This is a genomic window from Pectobacterium versatile (assembly GCF_003932035.1).
Taxonomy (GTDB): Bacteria; Pseudomonadota; Gammaproteobacteria; order Enterobacterales; family Enterobacteriaceae; genus Pectobacterium; species Pectobacterium versatile.
The window spans coordinates 2,881,074-2,907,095 of the sequence record NZ_CP034276.1 but is presented as its reverse complement, the minus strand read 5'-3'; the positions used below and the strand labels follow the sequence as shown (position 1 = coordinate 2,907,095).

Here is a 26,022-nt window from a genome sequence, read left to right as displayed (position 1 = left end):
AGTAGGGATAACGCCGACGGTGCATCCCTCTATGTTGCAGCCCGCCTAGCGGCGCGACGGGCCTTTCCGTTCCGCACGAATGGCAAGCACAAAGGCCAGCGGCAGAACGATTTCGACCACAATTGCCGACATGATGCCCGCATTAACCCGTCCTGCGGCCCACTCCACAGCACCCAGCAACGCCAGCAGCAGGCAGGCCGTGATGAAGCCCGCGACTGCGGCCGTTCGCCCGGCGGAAGGTGGCGCATTTCTCAGGGCAAAAAGCATGACCCCGATACCGGCATATAGCGGTGCAGCACGGCGGCCGATCAGACCTTCGACACCGCCACCGAAGGCGACGCCCCAGTTGGCGAGTAGCGTTGCGGGAGTGAATAACCAGATCGCAGCCAGCGCAAAGAACAGCAGCGCCGATAGGATGGACAGATAGCGGAAGCTGCGAGAGGCGGTGTGAATACTCATGCGTTCACGTCCACAACGGTGCGCCCACGCACCTTGCCTTCCAGTACGCGTTCGGCGATGACGGGCACATCGGCCAGACCGATCACCTGCGTGGTATGCGCCAGTTTGTCCAGATTCAAATTGCGGGCAAGATGCGCCCACGCCTGCAAACGCGCGGACTGGGGCGCGTTGACCGAATCAATACCTGCAAGGGTGACGTTACGCAGAATGAAGGGGAATACGGACGCAGGCAAATCTGTACCCTGAGCCAGACCGAAGGCAGTGACTACCCCACGATACTGGGTTTGTGCTAAAGCATTGGCCAGAGTATGGCTGCCGACTGAATCGATGACGCCAGCCCAGCGTTCTTTGCCGATTGGTGTATCAGGCTCAGATAGCGTGCTGCGATCAATGATTTCGGCGGCGCCAAGGCTGTGCAGGTAATCCGCTTCCTCAGGACGCCCGGTGGAAGCGACCACGCGGTAGCCCAGATCGGAGAGCAGCGCGATGGCTATCGAGCCTGCGCCGCCATTGGCACCCGTCACCAGAATGTCGCCGCGATCGGGCGTCAGACCGCCGTGTTCCAGTGCCAGCACGGATAGCGCTGCGGTATAACCAGCAGTACCGATGGCCATGGCATCTTTGGTCGAAAATACGTCAGGGATCTTGATCAACCAGTCGCCGGGCACTTGTGCTTTCTGTGCAAAGCCGCCGTGGTGGGTTTGGCTCAATCCCCAACCATTGACCAGCACACGGTCGCCAACGGTAATGCCCGGATAGCTTGAGCGCTCGACAATACCGGCGAAATCGATGCCAGGAATGAGCGGGTAATGACGGATGATGGTGCTGCGGCCAGTGACGGCCAAGGCATCCTTGTAATTTACTGTAGAATACTCAACGGAGACGATAACATCGCCAGGCATGAGATCTTCATCTTTGAAGTTGACGAGATGGGTTGAGGCTATATCGCCAGTTTTGGTAGCAAGCAGTGCTTTGAACGTCATTTTTTTCTCCAATTCACATTCGTTGGGTTATGTCGTGCATCTACCCAGCAAGGGAAATATAGCCTGTCTGGGCTCAAACCAGCCGGCATGACTGGCATGCATTGATTTACGAAGACTTCTTCACATCAAGTTGCAGCTCCTTGCGGATCCCTGACCCCAGTACACTGGCTGGTGCGAATCGGCGAAGAAATTGCAATTTTTTTGCAGCTTTGGATCGATATAACCCGACAAGTGGTTAATGTTTGCCATCGTGATGTATGCGTCTTGAAAGTGCTAATCGTGACGGCGTCGGGATTGTGTAAATTGGCAGGTGGCAGCGTGCCGCACTTCGGGCGCTTGACGTGGCATTTCTGAACCGAGTGCTGCTATGGGACAATCGTTCTCGATGTTTTCAAGATGCTCTTTCGACAAAACTAAGCAGCCAGCCATGATTTATCATCTCTTATAGAAAATAATCTGGTTTTTATAATGATGGTCATCATCTATTTCGTCAAGATTTTTGATTATGAATGACATTAATATGTGTTGGCATGTAACTATTGTTATAAGACAAAAAAGGTGTTTGAAATGAGGGGCCAAGGCACAGGCCAATCGTATGCACATCGGCCAAAAAAGCCTCCACCCGGTATCGTGAGCGTGGAAGTGGCTGCGTGTGTGTGGATGTGCCCAGCAGTCTGATGAGGTCAAGACCCTGTTTGCCGATGGTCTTAAGCTCTTACTGGCTGGACGGGGCAGGGCGATACGTGTCCGATTGCCGGGAAATGTGTGCAGCCACGCTTGGCATACTCGCCCATGTATCGGTCGCAGCATTGTCATTCCTGATTAGGATTCAGAGCTGAGTTCGAGCTTAAAATAGGGGTAAGTACACTAAATTCGAATGGGTTTTGATGAATTTAACAGGATACGAGTAAGAGAGAAATTTCAATTCACATTCATTAACCTACGGGCGCAGGTTAAAATTGCAGAACATGAATTGGTACGACCGAGTGGACTCGAACCACCGACCCCCACCATGTCAAGGTGGTGCTCTAACCAACTGAGCTACGGTCGTACAGGAGATAACATCTTAATCAGTAACGTTTTGATTAGAATGCTTTTCTTCATTCCAGCGTTTGGAATGGGCGCTATTATGGACGGCTCTGACGTTGGTGGCAAGTGCTTTGTTTATCATCCTCTTTCAAGTGTTGAATGTTTAGCCGAATTCGTGTCTTGAGGTTAATTATTCAGCCAGGACGCCGCTGGATCGTCATAGCTGATGTCTGTAATCCTCAGTTTCTGCCTGCTGCTGGCTGGATATTAGCTCGCAGGGCGGGTTTCCTGAGCAAGGTGCGTGCTTTCTTGCGTATTGTCTGGCTGAGGTGAATATTCCCCACACCATTTTGCTACCACGATAGTGGCCACGCTGTTTCCGATTGTGTTGTATAACGCGATCGCCATAGACATAAAGCGATAGACCCCGAAAATTAACGCCAGTCCTTCTATCGGCAGGTTACCCACCGTTGCCACCGTTGCGGCGAATACCACGAAGCTGCCGCCAGAGACGGCCGCGGCTCCTTTTGAGGTCACCAGCATGATGAGCAGGATGCCCATTTGCTGTTGCCAACTCAGGTCGACGCCATAGGCATTGGCGATAAACAGCGTACACATCGACATGTAAATACTCGTTCCGTCGAGATTAAATGCATAGCCTGTTGGGAGAATCAGCCCTACGCTCTGCCGTGAACAACCGAAACGCTCTAATTTCTGCAACAGCCGAGGTAGCGCGCTTTCGGACGAGGCCGTGCCCAGCACAATCACGATTTCATCGCGGATGTATTTAAGAAAGCGGGTGAGGCTGAAGCCTGCAAATCGACAGATGCTACCCAGGATAACGATGATGAAAAATGCGACAGCGGCATAAAACATTAACACTAGATTCAGCAGAGATAGCAGCACGCTACTGCCGTTGCTTCCCACGGCATATGCGACGGAACCGAATGCACCAATCGGGGCTAATTTCATGATTAAATTGATGAACTCGAAGAAGCATTCCGATATGCGGTTCATGCCATTTTCAATCACGCTGCGTTTTTCATGGGGAAGTGCAAGTAAAGCGAAACCAAAAATCAGTGAGATCACCAGCACTTGTAAGAGCTGCCCGCCAGCGAAGGCTCCAATGAAGTTATCGGGGAAAATGCCGTAGATAAAATCCATTGTGGTTGTAGGCATGTGGCCTTTTGCTATCGCAGAGTCAACGGCGGCGGTGGCCGTTTGGCTGATATTCCCGGCGTGAATGCCTGAACCGATATCAATGAGATTTGCCCAGCCGAGGCCGAGAGCGAGGGCGAATGTAGAAACCAGTTCAAAATAGATCAGCGCGCGCACGCCGATTTTTCCCACTTTCTTAATATCCCCAGCGGATGCGATGCCATGTACCACCGTGAAAAAGATGAGTGGCGCGACGGCGGTCTTGATGAGTTTCAGAAAGATGTCACCGAGTATTTTAAACTTTGCTGCCAATTCCGGCGCGGCAAAACCGAGGGCGATACCCAGTGCCATCGCCGCCAGAACCTGAAATGTCAGACCTTTCCAGACAGGTGTTTTTGTCGACATAGTGTTGATCTCTTGTAGGTTAAACTGTACGGATAAAGGCTGAACCAGCAAAACTCGCTATCATGCAGTGAATGTCTCTAACGACATGAACTAACAAGATTTTTTTGATTTCTAACAAGACAACCTGCGTCAGAAGTCGTGTTTTGTAGCCAATGTTATATATTCATATGTACGGACATTTTTGCTTGTCCGTACATATGAATATGGCTTAGCCGTAGCGTTGTCAACGGTGGGGTTTAATGAAATGTGAATAACATGATCTCGGTTGGATATTTAAGTGTTGCGAACCGCATAATGGTTCTAACACTTCTCTTTCTGAAGTGAAGAGAACACCGCAGGGACGCAAAGAACGTACTGGCTTTACTCCCTGATAGCGCAACGTTATCGTATCGCGGCATATCATCCTGGCAGGGGACGACCTCTGACGCGAAAAGGATTCACGGGACGACCCACATTCACTGTTTAAGGAGAACTGGGTATGGCCTGGTTTCTATTAGCGCTCGCCGGTCTATTTGAAATTGTCTGGTCTTACAGCATGAAACTGTCTGATGGCTTCACGAAAATAGGCGCATCGGCTGTCACGATTGTTGCCATGATTATCAGCTTTGCGCTGTTATCCATGGCGATGAAATCTCTCCCTCTGGGCACGGCTTACACCATCTGGACGGGAATTGGTGCGGTGGGGGCGTTTGTGGTGGGATTGGTCTTCCTGAATGAACCTGCAAATGCGACGAGGATTATTGCTGCGCTGTTGATCGTCAGCGGCTTGGTCATGATGAAGCTATCTTCATAACGTATATACCCGTCATACTTCAAGCTGCTTGTGCGTTGGCTGCCCTTACTCACCCCAGTCACTTACCTGAGTAAGCTCCTGGGGATTCGCGCGGTTGCCGCCTTCACGCAACTCGAATTATTTAGGGTATAGTTTTTGAATAACGCATTGCGTCTGAACGTCAGACACATCTTTATGTGAACCTCTGGCGTGTGGCAGAGCCATCTTTACCGCGACTCTGCTACTGCTTTTCTCTCTTTTTCTTCACTGCTCATTATTGATTGATTTTGCTTCTTGTTGCGTGTTATCAATAAGTGCTATGCTTATTTCCGCGTAATACCTCAATAAATCTGACGAAAAGTGATTATAATTGTCCGTGGTATGCTCATTTTAGTGTGTTCACTACTTTACCGAGCTAGATCGAGCATTGAAAATTAATCATTACGTCAATCATCTAACACACCGCACAAAAGTGATATCTCTTTGTTCAGGCAGGTTGCGGCCTGACTCGCGGCTATCTGTGTACATACAATCTGAAAGGGGAGTGGAATGATCAAGTTGGTAATTACCGATCTGGACGGCACGTTTCTTCACAGCGATGGCGATTACAACAGAGCCTTGTTTGCCGACGTTTATGCACTAATGAAAGAGAAGGATGTGCGGTTTGCTGTCTGCACAGGCAAGCAGTGCGAGCGGGTCGAAGCGCTTTTTGGCGATGCAGCGAAAGATATCTGGATTCTGGGCGACAGCGCGACGCGCATCAAGCATCAGGGAAATTACGTTTACCAATCGCTCATCAAAAACCGTCTTGCCTTGAGCCTGATTGGTGTGCTGGAAAGCGTAGACGATCAGCATGTGGTCATCGGCTGTACCCCACATGGTGCGATGGTGAAGGAAACGATCAGCCCTGCCTTACTGGAAAAGGTGAAAAAGTCGTACACCAACGTGACGCTGATATCCAGTTTTGCTGCCGTGACCGATGACTTTGTGAAAATCACGGTTTATGACCCAGAAGGGCACTGTCACGAGACGGCGAAGTACCTCGATGCGTTTCACGACTATGTCTATATCGTGGTTTCCGAAGCGGCTTGGATCGATATTGCCAACGTTGGCGTTCACAAAGGACACACCGTAGAAATCCTTCAGGATAAATTGGCGATTACCTCCGATGAAACGATGGTGTTCGGCGATGGTTACAATGATATTGAGCTAATGAGCCGTGCGGCTTACAGCTTTGCGATGCGCAATGCGTTTGAGGAAACCAAAGCTGTGGCGAATTTTATTGCCCGCAGCAATGACGACGATGGGGTATTGAAAACGATAAAGCTGCTGCTTTCATGAAGTGAATCGGCAGCCGCTGGGGCTACCGTCGCCTTATCGGGCAATAATCACATCCAGATTTTTTTCGCTCAATACGCTCTGGCAGGCAGGAGAGATTTCATCATCGGTTACTAGCGTGGTGATTTCATCACATGTCGCCACACGATAGCGCGTTAGTGCGGAGATCTTATTGGCGGTCAGAGCAACGATCACTTCGCTGCTGCGGGTCACTAGACATTTTTTGAATTCGGCATCGTCATATTCAAAAACGGTCAGGCCTTCATTGGCATCAAAGGCACAGCCTCCTAACAAGCATTGATCGAAATACATCTTCTCTAACTGCCTGAGCGTATCGATACCAATCGCGCCGCCGACCTCTTTTTGAATCCTTCCGCCAAGAAAAATCACTTCTACATCCGGATACAGCATCAGCTCTGCCGCGATGATGGGCGAATTACACACGGCGGTAAACTTCAGGCCCGCCGGGATCTGCTTCGCCACCGCCAGATTGGTGGTGCCGGTGTCAAAGAAGACGCAGCTGCTGGGCTTTATCAGCGGGATGACGGCCTGAGCAATACGATCTTTCTGGGCGGCATCGATAGTGGCTCGGCTGGCAAAATCAATCACCTCTGGCGGCATACTGACCGCACCGCCGTAGACGCGCTTGCAGGCACCAGATTGCGACAGTTCCTTCAGATCACGCCGTATGGTGTGCTCGGATACGTTCAATTCACGTGAGAGCTGGGCGCAGACGACTTTGCCTTCCTCGCTGAGGATCTGCCTGATTTTGGATTGCCGTTGCTCGGGAAAGTCGGTGTAATCGAACATAAATGTCCTTGGTTAATCAAAATGATGCACAACCTGCCACCAGCGAGCAGGCTTCATTCTGGTCAATGATGTGTACAGCATGGAATTGCGCCATGTTAATCTGCACCTTGTGGCAACACAACACCTCTACCGCGTTGATCTGCAATGTGTGCGTCATGGTGTAAAATTTACGCGTCAATATACCGACATCACCGATAAAGAGAGAAAAACATCCGTGTTTCATGTCATTACCGGGCTCATCGCCCTCTATGTTATCTGGCGTCTGGTCTGGCGCTTGCGTGTCGGTGTGCCCGTAAAGCGCATGCTGGCAGTGTTAGTGCTGCTAGCTTCGCAGCATCATCTGATTACGTGCACCTTTTTTGGCACGATGGCGTCACCGGAAGTGCCCGCGTTTGTCCTGATGTTTTTGGGATGGGCGTTTGGCGCGCTGCTGATATCTGCGTTCCTGCTGTTGGCCGTCGATCTGCTCGGCATCGTAGGGCGTCTGCTATCCCGTTCGGTTGGACAGGTTCTGCTGAACAATATGGCGCTGCGTGGTGGAATGGCTGTTGTGGCGATGGGGCTGGCGGCGATTGGCGTTTGGGAAGCGGTGCGTGTTCCGGAAGTACGCACGGTTGAAGTCGAGCTGAAGCAACTGCCGCCCGCACTGGATGGTTTCCGACTGGTGCAGCTAACGGATTTACATGCCAGCCGCCTGTTACAGCGCCCCTGGATGGAGGCGGTGGTGGCAAAAACCAACGCGCTTAAGCCCGATCTGACAGTGATTACTGGCGATCTGGCCGACGGCACCGTCAGTGCTCGTCACGATGACATGGAACCGCTGCGTAACCTGACCGCGCCACACGGCGTATTTGCCATCGTGGGCAACCATGAATATTACGTGGAATATACGCAGTGGGTACAGCGACTGAATGCGCTGGGCTTACGCATGTTGCTCAATGAAAATGTGTCGATTGGTCGCGATAATGCCGCGTTTGTGCTGGCAGGGATCACCGATCGTACCGCTGCTGATTTTCAACAGCTGCTGCCAGATACCGCTGCTGCGCTTAGCGGGATTTCGCCGGATACTGCCGTCGTTCTGCTTAGCCATCGGCCAACGGGGGCGAAAGAGAATGCTCGTGCCGGAGCGGATTTACAGCTCTCTGGCCATACGCATGGCGGCCAAGTGCTGGGTATGCATTGGGTGACGCAACTGGCGAATGAAGGCTATGTGTCCGGCAGCTATGACGTGGATGGCATGCATCTGTACGTGAGCAATGGCGCGGGTCTGTGGAACGGTTTTCCGATCCGCTTAGGGAAACGAGCCGAAATTACTCAGTTCATACTCCGTTCGCCGTCGCTGTAGTTTTTGGGTGGAGCGAAATACCCGCGAGTTCCCTGAAAACGCCTCTATTACAAGTTAATACTGGTCACTTAAGCATGGATTTAGGGGGAAACACGATGATGAGGCTCCCGCAGGGATGCCTCACACCGTGGTCTCCCCCGGTATCTCGATCCTTAAACGATTAGCACTACCCATGACAAGCAGGCTCATTATCGCAAGCTGTTCTATCGGCGAGATTATTGATGCAGATAGGAAAAATGTGCGATTGAGCCGCTTTCATCAGGTTAAGCTATCGCAGAAGTTAGCATATACAATTATAAATTATAGGGAGACTCTGGCACTGTCTTGCATCAAGAAGAAGGAATCGGTGACGTGATCCGCTGCCATAAGGCAAGGCTATCGGAGAACGACCCCACCTTCTTGCGCAGCGATTAAGGCAATGCAACATACTGGGAGATAACGATGGACGAGAATAAAACGAAACCAGCCGGCAAGTGTCCGGTTATGCACGGCGGAAATACTTCTACTGGCTCATCAAACACCGACTGGTGGCCAAATGCCCTCAATCTCGACATTCTTCATCAGCATGATACCAAGACCAATCCGTTAGGCAGCGATTTCAGCTACCGCGACGCCCTCAAAACTCTTGATGTCGATGCCCTCAAAAAAGATCTGCACGCACTGATGACCGATAGCCAGGAGTGGTGGCCAGCGGACTGGGGTCACTATGGCGGCCTGATGATTCGTATGGCCTGGCACTCGGCGGGCTCCTACCGTACCACCGACGGTCGCGGCGGCGGCGGAACCGGTAACCAGCGCTTCGCACCGCTTAACTCCTGGCCGGATAACGTCAGTCTCGATAAAGCGCGCCGTTTACTGTGGCCAATCAAAAGAAAATACGGCAATAAGCTCAGCTGGGCAGACCTGATTATTCTGGCGGGCAATATCGCGTATGAATCCATGGGGCTGAAAACATTCGGCTTCGCCTTTGGTCGTGAAGACATCTGGCACCCGGAAAAAGATACCTACTGGGGCTCGGAAAAAGAGTGGCTGGCGAAGAGCACAGGACGTTATGGCAGCGACGATCGCACCTCGCTGGAAAATCCGCTGGCGGCCGTACAAATGGGGCTGATTTACGTTAACCCAGAAGGCGTTGATGGCAATCCCGATCCGCTGCGTACCGCACAAGATATGCGCGTAACGTTCTCCCGTATGGCGATGAATGATGAAGAAACCGTTGCGCTGACGGCGGGTGGGCACACGGTGGGTAAAACTCACGGCAATGGCGATGCCAGCCTGCTGGGTGCGGCACCAGAAAGTGCGGATGTGGAAGAGCAAGGTCTCGGCTGGCATAACCCAACGGGATCGGGTAAAGGGCGCTATACCGTCACCAGCGGGCTGGAAGGTGCCTGGACCACGCATCCGACGCAGTGGGATAACGGCTTCTTCCATATGCTGTTGAATCACGAATGGGAACTGAGAAAGAGCCCAGCCGGTGCATCGCAGTGGGAACCCGTCAGCATTAAAGAAGAAGACAAGCCGGTTGATGTTGAAGACCCGTCTATCCGCTACAACCCAATGATGACCGATGCCGATATGGCGCTGAAAATTGACCCGGAATATCGCAAGATTTCCGAGCGTTTCTATCAGGATCAGGCCTATTTCTCTGAAGTGTTTGCCCGTGCGTGGTTCAAACTGACACACCGCGATATGGGGCCAAAAGCACGCTATGTTGGCCCAGATGTGCCGCAGGAAGATTTGCTGTGGCAGGATCCGGTTCCGGCTGGCCGTACCGACTATGATGTTGATGTGGTCAAAGCACGCATTGCAGAAAGTAGCCTTTCCATCAGTGAACTGGTCTCAACCGCCTGGGATAGCGCCCGTACGTTCCGTGGTTCCGATATGCGCGGGGGGGCCAACGGTGCGCGTATTCGCCTTGCCCCGCAGAAAGACTGGGTAGGGAACGAACCTGAACGTCTGGCGCGTGTGTTAGTCGTTCTGGAAAGTATTGCCGCTGCAACGGGGGCCAGCGTGGCCGATACCATTGTGCTGGCGGGCAATGTGGGGATTGAGAAAGCAGCAAAAGCGGCTGGCGTACATGTGACCGTGCCTTTTGCACCGGGACGTGGCGACACCACCGATGCCCTGACCGATGCAGAGTCTTTTGACGTCCTTGAACCTATCCACGATGGCTACCGTAACTGGCTGAAGAAAGACTACGCCGTGAGCGTGGAAGAGCTGATGCTCGATCGTACCCAACTGATGGGGCTGACGGCGAAAGAGATGACGGTGTTGGTTGGCGGCCTGCGTGTACTGGGGACCAACTACGGCGGCACCAAACACGGCGTATTTACGAATCGTGAAGGGGCACTGACGAATGATTTCTTCGTCAACCTGACCGATATGAAATACACGTGGAAACCGTACCGTAAAGACCTGTATGAAATCCGCGATCGTAAAACGGGTGAAGTCAAATGGACCGCGACGCGTCTGGATTTGGTCTTTGGCTCCAATTCCATTCTGCGCGCCTACGCTGAGGTTTACGCACAGGACGACAGCAAAGAGAAGTTTGTGAATGACTTTGTTGCTGCCTGGGTGAAAGTGATGAATGCAGATCGCTTCGATCTGGCAGAGTAAGACGTCACGCTCCCCACGCCGGTGTTTTCACGGCGCGGGGAGCATCATTTTTGCTGCGTGACCCTGTGTGGATTACTGCTTCTTGAGGTTAAGCATAAATTCTCTGAACGGGGCAGCAAATTCCTTAAACAGCGGGTGCTTTCTATTCTGCATCATCACTTCACTAAACAGCTTCAACCCCACAATAAAGGCCTGAGTCTGTTCCGGTGTCATGTCCATTTTGCCATCGACTTTTTCCAGAATCTTGAACAAATCATCGTGAATTGAGTATTCAAACGACAGCGTGCGCTGCGGCTCAGCCTTTTCTTCCACCGTAATCTGATAGACGTTTCCCATTGTGGCCTCGGTAAATTGAACTTGTGATGGATAGTTGATAAAATCAACTATATGATCATTGGTTGACTGAGTCAATAAAACATGATGAACCCCCTTTTTGCCTTATTAGAAAGCTATAAGGCACAGATGCAGGAACAGATGAAGGCGCATGACATCAGTCTGGATGTGGTGCATGTCCGCTTATGTAAGATCATCGCGATGGAAGGGCGCATTACGCCTCAGTCGCTGGCGAAAAGGGTCTGTCGGGATAAGGCTCAGATCACCCGCATGGTCGCGGAGCTGGTCAAACGTGATTATGTCCGCAAGATCGATAACCCGGATGACGGCCGCAGCGTGTGGCTCAGTTTGTCCGATAAGGGTGTCGCGTTTACACAGGTTTTTCTGCATCAGGAAAAGCAGATTGAGGCGCAGATGCTTCAGGCGCTATCCCCTGACGAACAAGCCACGTTTAGTGTGCTGTTGGAAAAAATGGCGGCGAGCCGTTCTGCACACTAAGTTCTGCATCCGGCAATGCGCTCTGCACTGCCGTGAAGCGCACTTGCTGTGCTACTGCACCGAGATAGCGCGATAGCGGCGTGCTTCCCCGCATAATTCTCCTATAAATGACAGCCGTACTGGCACTTTCGGTGCTGGCACGTATCTTGCTTTTCTCTATTCGGGACAGCACCACGCATGGCGCTGAACAACCTGAATAGCTGGCTAGGGTTCCGATCCATACCATATGGATGTCTGGTCCGAGAGCTGGCGACCTCCAGTTGAGGTTACACGGCGGGACAAAAGCCCGGGAGACAGCAACACCCATGGTGTCGCGCTGTTCCCGCTTTTTTCCTACTCAACCGGAGGTCTGGCATGAACCTATCTCGTTTACTGGGCGTTTGCGTCCTCAGTCTCTCAGCGTTGCTGAGCTTCCCTTCTCAGGCTGCGCCTAAAACGCAATTCAACGTGTGCTGGACGATCTATGCCGGATGGATGCCGTGGGACTTCATCGGCACGCAGGGCATTATCGATAAATGGGCCGACAAGTACGGCATCAAGATTAAGGTCACGCAGCTTAACGACTACGTCGAATCGATTAATCAATACACCGCTGGGCAATTTGATGGTTGCACGATGACCAACATGGATGCGCTGACGATTCCGGCCGCGGGCGGTGTAGATACCACGGCGCTGTTGCTCGGCAGTTTCTCCGCAGGCAACGATGGCATCGTGCTCAAAGGCAAAGGGAAAACGCTGAGCGACTTGCGCGGGATGAAGGTTAACCTGCCTGAACTCTCTGTCTCGCATTACCTGCTGGTACGCGGTCTGGAAACGGCCGGATTGCGTGAGCGGGATGTCACGGTCGTCAACACGTCGGATGCCGATATTGTCGCCGCCTTCGCCACCCGCAGCGTGCAGGCAGCCGTCGCCTGGAACCCCCAGCTTTCTGCAATCAAAAGCCAGCCGGACACCACGGAAGTCTTTCAGTCTGGTCAGATCCCCGGTGAACTGATCGACATGATGGTCGTGAATACGCAAACGTTACAGGACAATCCGGCGTTGGGCAAAGCGCTGGCCGGTGCCTGGTTTGAAATGATGACGCTGATGAAGGCAGGCGATAAACCCGCGCTGGAGTCAATGGCTGCCGCCTCCGGCACCGATTTAGCGGGCTATCAGGCGCAGTTAAAAACCACCCATCTGTTTTATTCCCCACAGGACAATCTGGCGTTTCTGACCAGCCCGGATCTCCCTAACACCATGAAGCGAGTGGCGGATTTCTCTTTCGACAAAGGGCTGCTCGGCACCGGTGCACAGAGCGCAGATTTTATCGGTATGACGTTCCCCGGTCAGGTCACGCAGGGTGACAGCGCCAATGTGAAACTGCGCTTTGACGACACCTTCGTGCGTCTGGCCGCAGAGAACAAACTCTGATCCGCAAACTGGAGAGACTATCGTGCGCTTGATCAATCGCTACCCCAGCAGGGGCGGACGGCTGTTGCTGGTTCTGCTGCCGTTTGTCGTGCTGCTGGTGCTGTACCTCATCGGGTCGGCATTGCGGCTGGAGGCTAACCCCAATGACAAACTTCTGCCGAGCCTCGGGCAAATGGCCGAGGCTATTCAGCGCATGGCATTGACCGAGGACAAACGCAGCGGCGATTACCTGTTCTGGCTGGATACGCAGGCCAGTCTGGTGCGTCTCGCGCTGGGGCTGGGGATCGCCAGCCTGTTGAGCCTGCTGTTCGGGATTGCGGCCGGGGCTTTCCCGCTGTTTCGCGCATCGCTCTCGCCGCTGATGACCGTACTGTCGATGATCCCGCCGCTGGCGATTTTACCCATTCTCTTCATCGTTTTCGGGCTGGATGAACTCTCGAAAGTGATGCTGATCGTGATTGGAGTTACACCGATGCTGGCGCGCGACCTCGAACAGCGCGCTCGCAACATACCGCAGGAAACGTTGATTAAAGCGCAGACGCTGGGGGCGAACAGTTGGGTCGTGGTGCTGCGCGTCATCCTACCGCAGCTGCTGTCGCGGCTGTTGATTTCACTGCGGCTGCTGCTGGGCGCGGCGTGGCTGTTTCTGATTTCTGCCGAAGCGATTTCGGCAACGGCAGGGCTCGGTTACCGCATCTTTCTGGTACGCCGCTATCTGGCGATGGACGTGATTCTGCCTTACGTCGTGTGGATCACGCTGCTGGCATGGCTCATGGATATGGCGCTGCGGTGGCTGCATCGCCGCTGGTTCCCGTGGTCAGAGGAAAGCAAAGCATGAGTTTTATCGAGATCGATAACATCTGGCAGGAATACGGCGACCACGTCGTGCTGGAACGGCTCAACCTGAACGTTGAGGAAGGGGAGTTTTGCACGATGGTTGGGGCATCCGGCTGCGGTAAATCCACCTTTCTGCGCCTGCTGCTGGGGCAAGAAACGCCCAGCCGTGGTGACGTGCGGCTCGAAGGGAAGCGGCTGCCCGCTGAACCGGATGCCAGCCGCGGCGTGGTGTTTCAGCGCTATTCGGTTTTCCCACATTTAACCGTGCTGGAAAACGTGGTGATTGGGCTGGAGATCCCGCGTTCCCCTTGGCTCGGCAGGCTGTTTGGGGCGCGTAAGCAGGCGGCGCGAGACCGTGCCGCGCGGATGCTGGAGCGCGTCGGGCTGGGGCACGCCATGCACAAATACCCCAACCAGCTTTCTGGCGGCATGCAGCAACGGCTTGCGATTGCGCAGGCGTTTATTGTCCAGCCGCGCATCCTGCTGCTCGATGAACCCTTTGGGGCGCTGGACCCAGGTATTCGCGGCGATATGCACACGCTGCTGCTGGAGCTGTGGCGAGAAACCCGCTTAACGGTCTTTATGGTCACCCACGATTTGCCGGAAGGTTTCCATCTCGGCACGCGTTTGCTGGTGTTCGACAAAGTGCGCGTCGATCCCCATGCGCCGGAAGCCTATGGCGCACGTATTACCTATGACATCCCGCTAAATCAGGAGCGTCTCGCTACGCGCCAGCGTGCGCTGACGCTAGTGCCTCCTGTAGCCAGCGTGGCGACATCCCCTATTTAAGGAGCTTTCGGTTATGACAGCGATACAGACATCGACAGGCCGAACAACATTTGATGAAGAAATAGTGCCGGGCGGAGGCCATACCTCCTTCATTCTAAAACGTGGACAGATTCTGCGTATCGAAGATCTGGAAGGCGGCGGCAACGTTGGCCTGCTGCTGTTTAACGCGCACCAGACCAGCGAGCGCCTGAACCTGCCGGACACCCTGAAAGGGCAACATACCGCTAAATTAACGGCTGGGCACTGCCTCTATTCCGATATGGGACGCGTGCTGGCGGCAATCATTACCGACACCTGCGGCTGGCACGACAGCTTTGGCGGTGTGCTCAATGCGCAGGAAGTGCAGGAGAAATACGGGCAGGGGCGTTATCAGGAATTGCGCAACGGTTTTTTCCGTAATGGCATGGATAACCTGCTGGTTGAGATGGGGAAATGGAATCTCAATCTGCAAGATCTGCTGATGACGATCAACCTGTTCAGCAAAGTCACCGTGGATGTGCAAGGGCAATTCCATTTTCACACTAATCATTCTCAGGCGGGGAACTACATCGAGCTGTATGCGCCGATGGATACGCTGGTGGTGCTGACTGCCTTGCAACACCCGATGGATCCCAACCCGACGTATGCGCCGCGGCCGATTGCGCTCACCTGGAGTCGGGCGGAAGGCGAGGATGTTGCCGCACACTGCCGTGCGTTCCGTGAGGAAAATGCACGCGCGTTTCACAATACCGAACGCTTTTGCCTGTAAGGAGGCCGGATATGACGTTAATTGCCAGCAATAAAACGGCCGAGGACGCGGTATTCCGCCATGTGATTCCTGCCGGAGAACCCTATCTGTTTGAGGTCAAGAAGGGACAGACGCTACGGCTGCTGGATCTGGAAGGCAATCAGGCGGTGGATACGCTGTTTTATCGCGTCGATGATCCGCGTGAACGCTACGATCCACAGCGTACGCTGCGCCGCCAGAATAGCGTCTACCTGACGACGGGCAGCGTGCTGTACTCCAATCTTGGCAATCCGCTGCTGACGATTGTCGCCGACACCTGCGGTCGCCATGACACGCTGGGCGGAGCCTGTGCACAGGAAAGCAACACCGTGCGCTATGCGCTCGACCGGCGCTACATGCATAGCTGCCGCGACAACTTTCTCTGCGCCTGCCTGCACGATAGTCGCCTGAACAAAAAGGACATCGGCGCGAACATCAACTTCTTCATGAACGTGCCGGTGACGGCAGAAGGTGGGCTGACCTTTGAGGACGGTATTTCCGCGCCGGGGAAATACGTGGAGCTGCGCGCCGAAGCGGATGTCATTGTGCTGATTTCCAACTGTCCGCAGCTGAATAACCCGTGCAACGGCTGGAACCCGACGCCCGCGGAGGTGCTGATATGGAATTGATGCCAGATCGAGGCGATGAAAAACGTACGCGCTGGCAGCGGGTGAAAGCGTGGCTGGTGAGCGCGCTGGAGGCAAGGGCAAATCGCTATTTTATGCCGCCGTCGAGCCGCTCTCCGTCTGATAAAACCCCGTGATTCTAGCGTGGTAGCAGGTCTCTGCACCCTATGACATTTACCGCGATGGACGACCATCATGCGGATCGCATTTTGGCGGGACGGCCCGCCCTTGCATGGGTCTAGCGTATGTTCGACAAACTTCTGATTGCCAACCGTGGCGCGATTGCGTGCCGTATTCTGCGTTCGTTGCGAGAGATGAACGTCCGTGGCGTCGCGGTTTATTCTGATGCCGATATCAGTAGCCTGCATATTCAGGACGCCGATGAAGCCCTTAGTCTGGGAGAGGGCGCGGCGGCTCATACCTATCTGGATGTAGAAAAAATTCTCTCTGCGGCGCAGCGCAGCGGCGCACAAGCGATTCATCCCGGCTATGGTTTTCTGTCCGAGAATGCGGCGTTTGCCGAAGCCTGCGAAGCGGCACAGATTGCCTTTGTCGGGCCGACGCCGCAGCAGCTACGGGTATTCGGCTTAAAACATACGGCGCGCGCGTTGGCGAAGCAGCACAACGTGCCGCTGCTGGAAGGCACCGAGTTGCTGGAAAATATTGATGCAGCCCTTCGGGCGGCGGAAGCGATCGGCTATCCGGTCATGCTTAAAAGCACGGCGGGTGGCGGTGGAATCGGGATGCGCGTCTGCTATAGCACCACAGAACTGTCTGACGCGTTTGAAACGGTAAAGCGTTTGGGACAGAACAATTTCAGCGACGCAGGCGTTTTCATCGAAAAGTATATCGAACGCGCCCGGCATCTGGAGGTACAGATTTTTGGCGATGGGCAGGGCGACGTGTTGGCGCTGGGGGTTCGGGACTGCTCGGTACAGCGCCGTAACCAGAAAGTGATTGAAGAAACGCCCGCGCCCAATCTGCCAGATGACGTTGCCGAGGCACTTTGTTCTGCCGCAATCAGTCTGGCACAGGCGGTGAATTACCGCAGTGCCGGAACGGTGGAATTCGTGTATGACAGCGCGACGGACCGTTTTTACTTTCTTGAAGTCAATACACGCCTACAGGTCGAGCACGGCGTAACGGAACAGGTCTGGGGCGTGGATCTGGTGCGCTGGATGATCGAACTGGCGGCAGGCGATCTGCCACCGCTGCATGAGCTGGCAGCCGGACTGAACCCTCAGGGTCATGCGATTCAGGCGCGTCTGTATGCTGAAGATCCGGGTAAACAGTTCCAGCCGTCACCGGGATTACTGACGGAAGTTGCATTTCCCGCGTCAGAGGGACAGAGCCTGCGCATCGATACGTGGGTGACGGCCGGATGCGAGATCCCACCGTTTTTCGACCCGATGCTGGCTAAGATCATCGCCTGCGCGCCAACCCGCGAACAGGCGATAGTCGGATTGGATCGGGCGCTGGCGGACACGCGACTCTACGGTGTTGAACACAACCGTGACTATTTGCGTCAGATTTTGGCGGCAGAGCCGTTTGCCAGCGGCCAGCCGTGGACGCGCTGTCTAGATACGTTGGTCTACAACGCGACAACCTGCGAAGTGGTGAGTGCTGGCACGCAGACCACCGTACAAGATTATCCCGGCCGTCTCGGCTACTGGGCGGTCGGCGTGCCGCCGTCGGGGCCGATGGACGATCGCGCGCTGCGTTTAGGCAACCGTCTGGTGGGGAATCCGGCGGGAATGGCCGCGTTGGAGATCACGATGAACGGGCCGACACTGCGTTTTAATACGGACGCCGTGGCGGCGGTTACCGGTGCGGCTATGGCTATCGAACTGGACGGTCAATCTGTACCGATGGATAGCGTATTTGCGATACTGGCAGGTACCACGCTGCGGTTAGGTGCGGCGAATACGCAGGGGGTACGTAGTTATCTTTGCCTGCGTGGCGGGTTCGATGTGCCGGATTATCTCGGCAGTAAAAGCACCTTCACGCTGGGGCAGTTTGGCGGCCATGCGGGCAGAGCGCTGCGGGCGGGGGATGTCTTGCACCTTGCGCCGCTGGCTGACCGACGTATTGGAGACAGCCTGCCGGACGCGTTGCGCACCACGTTGTCTACGGTGCGTGAACTGCGTGTGATTTACGGCCCGCATGCGGCACCGGATTATTTCACACCTGCCTATATGGAAACGTTCCTCACCACCGAGTGGGAAGTGCATTTTAACTCCAGCCGCACGGGCGTGCGCCTGATTGGGCCAAAACCGGAGTGGGTTCGTGATAGCGGTGGAGAAGCCGGACTGCACCCTTCGAATATTCACGACAACCCGTATGCCATCGGTGCGGTGGATTTCACCGGTGATATGCCAGTTATTCTGGGGCCAGATGGCCCGAGTCTCGGTGGATTCGTCTGTCCGGTGACGATAATCGAAGCTGACCTGTGGGTGCTGGGGCAGCTTACTGCGGGCGACCGTGTTCGCTTTATTCCTGTCGATCTCCGGACGGCGCGCGCACTGGCGCAGGCTCGTCATGCGGAGGTGGAGCAGCTTGCCCCGATCGCTGTCGACTGGTCGCCTGCCGCTCTGATTTCTCCGGTGGTGTTGGATAGCGGTGAGGCGGATAAAAGGCTGGTTGCGCGGCTGTCCGGTGATACCCATTTGCTGCTGGAGGTGGGCGCGGCGGAGCTGGATGTCGCGCTACGTTTCCGCGTCCATGCGCTGATGCTGGCGCTGGAGCTGGAGCAACAGACGCTCGATGGCATTATTGATGTGACGCCGGGCATTCGTTCGTTGCAGGTGCACTATCGCCCTGAAGTGCTTTCGTTACAGCATTTGTTGGATGTGCTCTCCAGGCTATGGCAGGATGTTTGCACCCAGCAGAATCTGACGGTGCCCTCACGAGTGGTTTATCTGCCGCTGTCCTGGGACGATCCCGCTTGCCAACTAGCGATTCAAAAGTACATGACCACGGTACGCAGCGATGCGCCCTGGTGCCCGAGCAACCTTGAGTTTATCCGCCGTATTAACGAACTGGATAATCTCGATGAAGTTTACCGTACCGTCTTTGACGCCAGCTATCTGGTGATGGGGTTGGGCGACGTTTACCTCGGCGCACCGGTGGCAACGCCGCTGGATCCGCGCCACCGTTTAGTCACCACCAAATATAATCCGGCGCGTACCTGGACGGCGGAAAACTCAGTGGGCATCGGCGGCGCGTACCTGTGCGTTTACGGCATGGAAGGGCCGGGCGGCTACCAGTTTGTCGGACGCACGTTGCAAATGTGGGATCGCTATCGCGGTGTTGGCGCATTTGACGGCAAACCGTGGCTGCTGCGCTTCTTTGACCAAATTCGCTTCTATCCGGTATCGGCCGACGAATTGTTATCCATTCGACGGGATTTCCCGTTAGGGCGCTACCCGCTACGGATCGAACAGAGCGAATTGGCGTTAAACGCCTATCAGGATTTCCTGTCGCGGGAAGCGGAAGAAATTGAAGCATTCCGCGTGCGTCAGCGGGCTGCGTTTGAGGCAGAGCGTGAGCGCTGGCGTATTGCGGGCCAATCGGTAACGGATAGCGTGGATGTGGTGATTGAAGAGGCGAGTGAAGCACCGATCCTGCCGGGACAGGTCGGCGTTGAAAGCCCGATTTCCGGCAATCTCTGGCAGGTGACGACGGAAGTCGGTAAAACGGTAGCCGAGGGAGAAACGTTGATGATTCTCGAATCGATGAAAATGGAAATCCCGATTGTGTCGCCACAGCGCGGCACGGTGCGGGAGATCCGCTGCCAGCCCGGCGCATCTGTGCGCGCAGGGCAGTGCGTGGTGGTGATCGAGTCGCAGACGGAATAACAGTGCCCTGTTGTATAGACTCAACAATGAGGTGATTGGCGAATCAACGATTCTGAAAATGCAGGCTGGAGGAATAAATAGCCTCTGGCCTGTTAATACAGACGCGGCGCTAATTGGCTGATATAGGATGCTAGCTACCCTGATAATGGCAGTACTAATCGGGTATAAAGGACAACAAAGAAGAATGAATTCGAAGGGTAAAACAAGGAATGGTGCGTTCAATTGGACTCGAACCAACGACCCCCACCATGTCAAGGTGGTGCTCTAACCAACTGAGCTATGAACGCATTGAGATACCGTGCTGCCTGTCTGACAGCGAGGCGAATAGTAGCGAGCAAGGGGAAAACTGGCAAGAGGAAAAATGCAATTTTGTGCTCTTGCCAGTTTGATTGCTGGGGTTGTATCCATTTCGTCGTTTTTTTCGACGTTACCCGTAATTCTTCAAGCTGCTTGTGCGTTGGCTGCCCTTACTCACCCCAGTCACTTACTTGAGTAAGCTCCTGGGGATTCGTTCGGTTGCCGCGTTACAAGGCTCATAAATGGGCCTTGCCCTAAAGGGCCAACGCTTTGCGTTGTTCAAAACGCTAACGTTTTGTCACGCAACTCGAATTATTTAGGGTATAAAACTGGATGAAACGTTATCTAGCGGGCGGCCCGCGCTAAAATTCGTGCGGCGGGTTGACGTTGAAGGAAACGAATCCGCGTCACCATCATCACCGCCGCCGCCGTCAGGCCAATGATGAAACCACACCAGAAGCCCGCAGGCCCCATGCGCGGCACGATGGTATCCGTCAACGCTAGCAGGTAACCGCTCGGTAATCCCAATACCCAATACGCGACAAAAGTAATATAGAAAATTGAACGGGTATCTTTATAGCCACGCAATACGCCGGTGCCGATGACCTGAACGGCATCAGAAATTTGATAAACGGCAGCCAACAGCATGAGCTGAGAAGCCATCGCTACAACCAGCGGATCCTGATTGTAGAGCAGGGCAATGGGTTCACGCAGCAGCGTGGTGAAGATTGCCGTGCAGCAGGCTAACGCTATGCCGGCCATGATGCCAGTGTGCGCGGCAATGCGGGCGTTCTCAACCGAACCTTCCCCTAATCGATGTCCGACGCGAATGGTGGTAGCGACGCCCACAGAGAGCGGAAGGACGAACATCAGCGAACTGAAGTTCAGGGCAATTTGGTGACCTGCGACATCGACAACACCCAGCGGTAGCACCAATAGGGCAACCACGGCAAACAGCGTGACTTCAAAAAGCAGGGCTAGCGCGATGGGTAAACCGAGGCCAAACAGGCGCTTCAGCACGGTAAAATCCGGCCGGAATGCGGGACGGTGCAAGCGGATATCGCGTAGCCAGGAGGCACGTCGGGTATAGCGCATCATCAGCAGCATCATGATCCAGTAAACCGACGCGGTGGCGACGCCGCAACCTACGCCGCCCAGTTCGGGCATACCAAATTTACCGTGGATGAATATGTAGTTAATCGGGATGTTGATTAACAGCCCGATGAATCCAATCATCATGCCGGGGTAGGTTTTGGACAGCCCTTCACACTGGCAGCGCAAAACCTGATAGAACAGATAGCCGGGCACGCCCCACAGCAACGCGTGCAGATAGCCGATGGCTTTCGCAGCCAGTTCAGGCGAACCGTCGCTCATCAGGTTAATCGCGTATTCCCCCTGATACAGCACCAGCATCGTCAGCACCGAAATGATGGCAGCGAGGAAAAAGGACTGTCGCACCTGATGAGAAATACGATCGCGACGGCCGGAACCGTTGAGCTGTGCGACAACGGGCGTTAACGCCAGTAGCAGGCCATGACCAAAAAGAATAGCGGGGAGCCAGATTGAGGTTCCCACCGCGACAGCGGCCATATCGGTGGCGCTATAAGCACCGGCCATGATGGTGTCAACCACACCCATCGACGTTTGGGACACTTGCGCAATAATGACAGGAACAGCAAGCGCCGATAATTTACGCGCTTCTGTCAGATACTGTTGCACGGATACCTTCCTTGAATGACTAACGTAATAGCAGGATAAATGACTCAGATATGAAAAACAGATCGGGGTAAAGCGAGCATTATTGTAACGACTTAACGAAAGTAAACCAGCATGGAAGAGAATATATTCTTTTTGTTACGCTACGGTTTCGATAGCTATGCGGTATACGGCATTCCGGTTTGGTTTTCCGCGAAATATCGGGCACACTGCACAGAGTCATTTCTTTGTTTTTAAGAGGCAAACCGCATGTTTACCGGTATTGTTCAGGGCACCGCGCCGGTGGTGTCGATTGAAGAAAAATCCAACTTTCGCACGCACATTGTCCAACTCCCACCCGAGCTGCTTCCTGGGCTCGTGCCCGGTGCATCGGTGGCGCACAATGGCTGCTGCCTGACGGTAACCGCCATTGACGGCGATCGTGTCAGTTTTGATCTCATGAAGGAAACGCTGCGATTAACGAATCTGGGCGATATTCATGAAGGCGATGTCGTCAATATTGAGCGAGCCGCGAAATTCGGTGATGAGATCGGTGGACATGTTATGTCGGGGCACATCATGTGTACGGCGGAAGTGGTCAAGATTCAGGTTTCAGAAAATAACCATCAGATTTGGTTCCGTCTGGCAGACGAAGCGCTGATGAAATACGTGCTGCATAAAGGCTTTGTTGGGATTGATGGCATCAGCCTAACGGTGGGGGAAGTCACTCGCGGGCGCTTCTGCGTGCATTTAATTCCAGAAACGCTGAACCGCACCACGCTGGGCCAGAAACGTCTGGGGAATCGCATCAATATCGAAATCGATCCGCAGACACAGGCCGTGGTGGATACCGTCGAGCGAGTGTTAGCCAGCAAGCAGGCGAGCGAACTCGGCAAGGAAGAGTAATTCCTACGTTGCAGATTCTAGTAAATCGGACGGCGTTTCTACCGTCCGGCTTTCTCTTTTCTGTCAGCGCGCAACGCGCAATCCACCGTCGATCCCATCCGTGCTGAACACGACCTGCCAGAGCTGAAGTTTTCTTGCTCTGAAGGCCCCTGCACAAAAGTTAAGATAGTAGCTGAACATCCGGCGGAAGCGGGCCGTATAGCGTGTGGAAAGCGGTGGCGAGTTCTGCTGAAAGCGAGCGTGCCAGGCCATTAATGTACGATCGTAATCAGACCCGAAATTATGCCAGTCTTCCATCACCAGGTAAGGCTCACTCGCCTGCGCAATATGCTGTATGGAAGGAATGCAGCCATTGGGGAAGATGTATTTATGAATCCAGGGATCGATATGCGGGTTGGTCTTATTAGCCCCGATGGTATGTAGCAGAAACAGTCCATCGGGTTTTAGATTACGCCGTACGACGCGGAAATAATTGTCATAGTTGCGCGGCCCGACATGTTCAAACATGCCAACTGACACCACGCGATCAAATTGCCGATCGAGATCGCGGTAATCCTGTAATTCAATGGTGACGTTCAGATCCTGACAGCGCTGCTGTGCCAGCATTTGCTGCTCTCTGGAAATAGTGACGCCGTAAACTGAAACGCCGTAGTGGCGTGCCGCGAACTCGGCAAGTCCGCCCCAACCACAGCCGATATCCAGCAGCGTCATTCCTGATTTGAGCTGGAGCTTTTCGCAGATCATGGTGAGTTTATCTTCCTGCGCCTGTTCCAGCGTCTGTGCCTGTTTCCAATAAGCGCAGGAGTATTGCATGTAAGGATCTAGCATCAGGGTAAAGAGATCATTACCTAAATCGTAATGCGCTTTACCGACAACCTGAGCGCGTCGGCGGGATTGCAAATTCGTGATGCGGGAGAGGGCGACACGCGTCAGGTCGTGCAGGCGGCGGGGCAGTTGAGTATCCAGCCCTGCGCGCAGAACGCGATGGGAAAACATATCCAGCCGTTCACAGTCCCACCATTCGTCCATGTAGCTTTCTCCCAGCCCTAGGGATCCCTCACGCAGGATACGCTTAAAGAAGTTGGGGTTGATCACGCGGATGTCAAAAGGGCGAGTGCCGTTGATGGTGATATCCGCGGTGGCTAACATGTCCTGTACGATGTGGAACCAGGGTGCGGTCTCATCATCCCATTCTTCTGTATAAGGCAAACCCATCATGTCTCCTTAACTTTTCACATGTAAAAGTATCGTAAAACACACCTGGACAACACTTATCACAGCCGAGGTATCGGCTGTCACCAGAGAAAATGAAACACGGTATTATACCCGTCATACTTCAAGCCGCATGTACGTTGGCTACGTTCACTCACCCGAATCACTTACTTGAGTAAGCTCATCGGGATTCCCTCGCTTGCCGCCTTCATGCAACTCGAATTATTTAGGGTATAGAATTATAACGGCTTCAGCCAGCCTACAAGAGAATTGGCTGAAGCAGAGAGAGGAAGCAGGCAGGAATAAGAAAATCGTCTGTACAGAATAGCGGCGGCTAGCGGCGATAGTCGAGGTAGGGGCCGTCTGCCACCGAGCGACGTTCAATCAGCGTCGGGTGTACTTCAATGACGTGCGCATCTTCTCGTTTACTGGTAATGCGATCCAGAAGCATAGAGAACGCGGACTGGCCCAGACGCTCCTTTGGCTGGTGGATGGTGGTCAGCGCAGGCGTAAAGAAGCGTGCGTGGCGCACGTTGTCATAACCGATCACCGAAATGTCCTGCGGTACGCGCAGACCCAGTTCATCAGCCGCACAGATAGCCCCCATCGCCATAATATCGCCACCGCAGAATACGGCTGTAGGTCGCTGTTTCTGTGCGAGAATTTGATGCATGGCTTTGTAGCCGGATTCCGGTTCGAAATCGCCCCGAACCACCCATTCGTCGCGTACGGTGATGTCGGCTTCCTTCAGCGCTTTCAAAAAACCGAGGTAGCGTCCGCTGCCGGTGTTGCGTTCTTGAGTACCGGGGATGGCGCCGATATCGCGATGGCCGCGTTCAATCAGGTAGCGACCTGCCATATAACCACCTTCAAAGGCGTTATCGATAATCGTATCGGTAAAATCGCTGTGCATCTGTCCCCAGTCCATCACGACCATCGGAATGCTGCGATAATCTTCCAGCATGCCTAATAACTCGGGTGGGTATTCGGCGCACATCACCAACAGGCCGTCGACGCGTTTTTGCGCCAGCATGGAAAGATAGGCGCGTTGCTTGCCGATGTCGTTATGCGAATTACATAGCACCAGCGTGTAGCCTTTGGCATAGCAGCTGTTTTCAACGGCTTCAATGATCTCGGCGAAATAGGGGGCTTCGCTGGAAGTAGCCAGCAAGCCGATAGATTTAGTGTGATTAACTTTGAGGCTGCGGGCGACGGCGCTGGGTGAATAGTGCAATTCTTTGATTGCTGCCCTGACGGCTGCCTTAGTCTCTTCGGCGACGAAACGTGTTTTATTGATCACGTGCGATACGGTTGTGGTGGAAACGCCAGCACGTTTTGCCACATCTTTAATCGTTGCCATCTAAAAATGACTCCTGAACTTACCTGTTACAGACGTAAGTATATTGTTAATCGTTTGCCTACGTTTAATGTTCTTCTTCTAAGCTAAAAAACAGGATTTCAGAAGGAGAATGCCGAATGTTATACCGAAGGGATCTGGGTTGACGTTTTTCGACTGATACGCAGCGCTTTCATAAACAGCGGATTGTGTCCGATTTATCATGAAAGTGAAAGGGCTAATTTATACTATTAGTGATGCATTCGTCCGAGATTTTTCGCTAGAATTATGAAAGAATCGTAATAACCCTATTATTTGTAGCTTTAACTACCTAAACGCGGATTTGGCTGTGAAGGGGGGGGCTTTTTAGACGAAGCTTTCAGATAAAATTTGTTCGCTAATTAAGGAGTATTTTATGGATACAGATCTGAAGATGTCTTTGCTGACAACCATTGGTTCGTTGGCTGTGATCATCGTGTTTAGTTTTACAGCGGTGCTGAACTAACCGAACGATGATTTTGTGCGGGTTAGGTATTCAGACA

At 53.7% G+C, this 26,022-nt stretch carries 22 protein-coding genes, 2 tRNA genes and 1 riboswitch; of the genes, 14 read left to right on the top strand and 10 right to left on the bottom strand.

All coding sequences use genetic code 11. The features are described 5' to 3' along the window. Nucleotides 1-45 precede the first annotated feature (45 nt). The 4 genes from EIP93_RS13110 to EIP93_RS13085 form a co-directional block, all read right to left on the bottom strand. Nucleotides 46-459, bottom strand: a complete 414-nt coding sequence (locus EIP93_RS13110) for a hypothetical protein (RefSeq protein ID WP_164498013.1) — start codon at nucleotides 457-459, stop codon at nucleotides 46-48. Then, the gene (gene acuI, locus EIP93_RS13105; protein ID WP_125232816.1) at nucleotides 456-1,442 is read right to left on the bottom strand and encodes an acrylyl-CoA reductase (NADPH); all 987 of its coding nucleotides are present in this window, start codon (nucleotides 1,440-1,442) and stop codon (nucleotides 456-458) included. The genes EIP93_RS13110 and acuI overlap by 4 nt, the downstream gene beginning before the upstream one ends. A 974-nt stretch (nucleotides 1,443-2,416) precedes the next feature. Beyond that, a tRNA-Val gene (locus EIP93_RS13090) sits at nucleotides 2,417-2,493 on the bottom strand. A 245-nt stretch (nucleotides 2,494-2,738) separates the two neighbouring features. Continuing rightward, entirely contained in the window at nucleotides 2,739-4,034 is a 1,296-nt protein-coding gene (locus tag EIP93_RS13085; protein ID WP_125232815.1) for a cation:dicarboxylate symporter family transporter, read from the bottom strand. A 478-nt stretch (nucleotides 4,035-4,512) separates the two neighbouring features. Here EIP93_RS13085 and EIP93_RS13080 point away from each other — a divergent pair, with 478 nt between their 5' ends. Continuing rightward, the gene (locus EIP93_RS13080; RefSeq protein ID WP_109224667.1) at nucleotides 4,513-4,827 is read left to right on the top strand and encodes a DMT family transporter; all 315 of its coding nucleotides are present in this window, start codon (nucleotides 4,513-4,515) and stop codon (nucleotides 4,825-4,827) included. 528 nt (nucleotides 4,828-5,355) lie between these two features. Continuing rightward, nucleotides 5,356-6,147, top strand: a complete 792-nt coding sequence (locus EIP93_RS13075; RefSeq protein WP_125232814.1) for an HAD-IIB family hydrolase — start codon at nucleotides 5,356-5,358, stop codon at nucleotides 6,145-6,147. A gap of 33 nt (nucleotides 6,148-6,180) precedes the next feature. Here the strand turns inward: EIP93_RS13075 and EIP93_RS13070 are convergent, their stop codons facing one another. Next, a complete protein-coding gene (locus EIP93_RS13070) occupies nucleotides 6,181-6,954 on the bottom strand; it encodes a DeoR/GlpR family DNA-binding transcription regulator (RefSeq protein ID WP_125232813.1) in 774 nt (257 codons plus the stop codon). Between the two features lie 79 nt (nucleotides 6,955-7,033). On the opposite strand from EIP93_RS13070, the gene EIP93_RS13065 reads away from it, so the two are divergent. Both EIP93_RS13065 and katG read left to right on the top strand, forming a co-directional pair. Next, nucleotides 7,034-8,299 (top strand): metallophosphoesterase, encoded by a 1,266-nt coding sequence (locus EIP93_RS13065; protein ID WP_125232812.1) that lies wholly within the window; start codon nucleotides 7,034-7,036, stop codon nucleotides 8,297-8,299. A 441-nt stretch (nucleotides 8,300-8,740) separates the two neighbouring features. Next, on the top strand, nucleotides 8,741-10,915 hold the full coding sequence (gene katG / locus EIP93_RS13060; RefSeq protein ID WP_103940077.1) for a catalase/peroxidase HPI: 2,175 nt from the start codon (nucleotides 8,741-8,743) through the stop codon (nucleotides 10,913-10,915). Between the two features lie 72 nt (nucleotides 10,916-10,987). On the opposite strand, the gene EIP93_RS13055 is transcribed toward katG, so the two are convergent. Then, on the bottom strand, nucleotides 10,988-11,251 hold the full coding sequence (locus EIP93_RS13055; RefSeq protein WP_010304862.1) for a DUF3861 domain-containing protein: 264 nt from the start codon (nucleotides 11,249-11,251) through the stop codon (nucleotides 10,988-10,990). 81 nt (nucleotides 11,252-11,332) lie between these two features. Between EIP93_RS13055 and EIP93_RS13050 the strand changes: the two genes are divergently transcribed. The 8 genes from EIP93_RS13050 to uca all read left to right on the top strand — a co-directional run bounded on the left by EIP93_RS13050 (nucleotide 11,333) and on the right by uca (nucleotide 20,034). Then, nucleotides 11,333-11,746 carry a MarR family winged helix-turn-helix transcriptional regulator gene (locus tag EIP93_RS13050; RefSeq protein ID WP_103940079.1) on the top strand — a complete coding sequence of 138 codons (414 nt, stop codon included), beginning with the start codon at nucleotides 11,333-11,335 and terminating at the stop codon, nucleotides 11,744-11,746. A 193-nt stretch (nucleotides 11,747-11,939) separates the two neighbouring features. Then, nucleotides 11,940-12,041, top strand: a riboswitch (guanidine-I (ykkC/yxkD leader). 59 nt (nucleotides 12,042-12,100) lie between these two features. Next, entirely contained in the window at nucleotides 12,101-13,159 is a 1,059-nt protein-coding gene (locus EIP93_RS13045; protein WP_125232811.1) for a putative urea ABC transporter substrate-binding protein, read from the top strand. Between the two features lie 22 nt (nucleotides 13,160-13,181). Beyond that, the gene (locus EIP93_RS13040; RefSeq protein WP_039505867.1) at nucleotides 13,182-13,997 is read left to right on the top strand and encodes an ABC transporter permease; all 816 of its coding nucleotides are present in this window, start codon (nucleotides 13,182-13,184) and stop codon (nucleotides 13,995-13,997) included. After that, a complete protein-coding gene (locus tag EIP93_RS13035) occupies nucleotides 13,994-14,785 on the top strand; it encodes an ABC transporter ATP-binding protein (RefSeq protein WP_103860478.1) in 792 nt (263 codons plus the stop codon). The genes EIP93_RS13040 and EIP93_RS13035 overlap by 4 nt, the downstream gene beginning before the upstream one ends. A gap of 13 nt (nucleotides 14,786-14,798) precedes the next feature. Continuing rightward, a complete protein-coding gene (locus EIP93_RS13030) occupies nucleotides 14,799-15,533 on the top strand; it encodes an urea amidolyase associated protein UAAP1 (RefSeq protein ID WP_125232810.1) in 735 nt (244 codons plus the stop codon). Between the two features lie 11 nt (nucleotides 15,534-15,544). Then, a complete protein-coding gene (locus EIP93_RS13025; protein ID WP_010304875.1) occupies nucleotides 15,545-16,180 on the top strand; it encodes an urea amidolyase associated protein UAAP2 in 636 nt (211 codons plus the stop codon). Further along, nucleotides 16,171-16,314, top strand: a complete 144-nt coding sequence (locus EIP93_RS22765; protein WP_164498012.1) for a hypothetical protein — start codon at nucleotides 16,171-16,173, stop codon at nucleotides 16,312-16,314. Before EIP93_RS13025 ends, EIP93_RS22765 begins: the two co-directional genes overlap by 10 nt. Nucleotides 16,315-16,422: 108 nt before the next feature. Beyond that, entirely contained in the window at nucleotides 16,423-20,034 is a 3,612-nt protein-coding gene (gene uca / locus EIP93_RS13020) for an urea carboxylase (protein WP_125232809.1), read from the top strand. A gap of 210 nt (nucleotides 20,035-20,244) precedes the next feature. Here the strand turns inward: uca and EIP93_RS13015 are convergent. After that, a tRNA-Val gene (locus EIP93_RS13015) sits at nucleotides 20,245-20,321 on the bottom strand. Nucleotides 20,322-20,676: 355 nt separating this feature from the next. Next, a complete protein-coding gene (locus tag EIP93_RS13010) occupies nucleotides 20,677-22,050 on the bottom strand; it encodes an MATE family efflux transporter (RefSeq protein WP_125232808.1) in 1,374 nt (457 codons plus the stop codon). Nucleotides 22,051-22,296: 246 nt separating this feature from the next. On the opposite strand from EIP93_RS13010, the gene EIP93_RS13005 reads away from it, so the two are divergent. Then, the gene (locus tag EIP93_RS13005) at nucleotides 22,297-22,932 is read left to right on the top strand and encodes a riboflavin synthase (RefSeq protein WP_010276583.1); all 636 of its coding nucleotides are present in this window, start codon (nucleotides 22,297-22,299) and stop codon (nucleotides 22,930-22,932) included. A 63-nt stretch (nucleotides 22,933-22,995) separates the two neighbouring features. On the opposite strand, the gene cfa is transcribed toward EIP93_RS13005, so the two are convergent. Together cfa and purR are read right to left on the bottom strand one after the other, a co-directional pair. Further along, on the bottom strand, nucleotides 22,996-24,147 hold the full coding sequence (gene cfa / locus EIP93_RS13000) for a cyclopropane fatty acyl phospholipid synthase (RefSeq protein WP_107332739.1): 1,152 nt from the start codon (nucleotides 24,145-24,147) through the stop codon (nucleotides 22,996-22,998). 331 nt (nucleotides 24,148-24,478) lie between these two features. After that, entirely contained in the window at nucleotides 24,479-25,504 is a 1,026-nt protein-coding gene (gene purR / locus EIP93_RS12995) for an HTH-type transcriptional repressor PurR (RefSeq protein WP_095699711.1), read from the bottom strand. Nucleotides 25,505-25,895: 391 nt separating this feature from the next. Here purR and cydH point away from each other — a divergent pair, with 391 nt between their 5' ends. After that, nucleotides 25,896-25,985, top strand: a complete 90-nt coding sequence (cydH, locus tag EIP93_RS12990) for a cytochrome bd-I oxidase subunit CydH (RefSeq protein WP_102116387.1) — start codon at nucleotides 25,896-25,898, stop codon at nucleotides 25,983-25,985. The last annotated feature ends 37 nt before the right edge of the window (nucleotides 25,986-26,022 follow it).

Excerpts from the sequence above, each read along its gene's own strand:
- EIP93_RS13110 (WP_164498013.1), bottom strand. The coding sequence starts at position 459 with ATGAGTATTCACACCGCCTCTCGCAGCTTCCGCTATCTGTCCATCCTA.
- acuI (WP_125232816.1), bottom strand. The coding sequence starts at position 1,442 with ATGACGTTCAAAGCACTGCTTGCTACCAAAACTGGCGATATAGCCTCA.
- EIP93_RS13085 (WP_125232815.1), bottom strand. The coding sequence starts at position 4,034 with ATGTCGACAAAAACACCTGTCTGGAAAGGTCTGACATTTCAGGTTCTG.
- EIP93_RS13080 (WP_109224667.1), top strand. The coding sequence starts at position 4,513 with ATGGCCTGGTTTCTATTAGCGCTCGCCGGTCTATTTGAAATTGTCTGG.
- EIP93_RS13075 (WP_125232814.1), top strand. The coding sequence starts at position 5,356 with ATGATCAAGTTGGTAATTACCGATCTGGACGGCACGTTTCTTCACAGC.
- EIP93_RS13070 (WP_125232813.1), bottom strand. The coding sequence starts at position 6,954 with ATGTTCGATTACACCGACTTTCCCGAGCAACGGCAATCCAAAATCAGG.
- EIP93_RS13065 (WP_125232812.1), top strand. The coding sequence starts at position 7,034 with ATGGAATTGCGCCATGTTAATCTGCACCTTGTGGCAACACAACACCTC.
- katG (WP_103940077.1), top strand. The coding sequence starts at position 8,741 with ATGGACGAGAATAAAACGAAACCAGCCGGCAAGTGTCCGGTTATGCAC.
- EIP93_RS13055 (WP_010304862.1), bottom strand. The coding sequence starts at position 11,251 with ATGGGAAACGTCTATCAGATTACGGTGGAAGAAAAGGCTGAGCCGCAG.
- EIP93_RS13050 (WP_103940079.1), top strand. The coding sequence starts at position 11,333 with ATGATGAACCCCCTTTTTGCCTTATTAGAAAGCTATAAGGCACAGATG.
- EIP93_RS13045 (WP_125232811.1), top strand. The coding sequence starts at position 12,101 with ATGAACCTATCTCGTTTACTGGGCGTTTGCGTCCTCAGTCTCTCAGCG.
- EIP93_RS13035 (WP_103860478.1), top strand. The coding sequence starts at position 13,994 with ATGAGTTTTATCGAGATCGATAACATCTGGCAGGAATACGGCGACCAC.
- EIP93_RS13030 (WP_125232810.1), top strand. The coding sequence starts at position 14,799 with ATGACAGCGATACAGACATCGACAGGCCGAACAACATTTGATGAAGAA.
- EIP93_RS13025 (WP_010304875.1), top strand. The coding sequence starts at position 15,545 with ATGACGTTAATTGCCAGCAATAAAACGGCCGAGGACGCGGTATTCCGC.
- EIP93_RS22765 (WP_164498012.1), top strand. The coding sequence starts at position 16,171 with ATGGAATTGATGCCAGATCGAGGCGATGAAAAACGTACGCGCTGGCAG.
- uca (WP_125232809.1), top strand. The coding sequence starts at position 16,423 with ATGTTCGACAAACTTCTGATTGCCAACCGTGGCGCGATTGCGTGCCGT.
- EIP93_RS13005 (WP_010276583.1), top strand. The coding sequence starts at position 22,297 with ATGTTTACCGGTATTGTTCAGGGCACCGCGCCGGTGGTGTCGATTGAA.
- cfa (WP_107332739.1), bottom strand. The coding sequence starts at position 24,147 with ATGGGTTTGCCTTATACAGAAGAATGGGATGATGAGACCGCACCCTGG.
- purR (WP_095699711.1), bottom strand. The coding sequence starts at position 25,504 with ATGGCAACGATTAAAGATGTGGCAAAACGTGCTGGCGTTTCCACCACA.
- cydH (WP_102116387.1), top strand. The coding sequence starts at position 25,896 with ATGGATACAGATCTGAAGATGTCTTTGCTGACAACCATTGGTTCGTTG.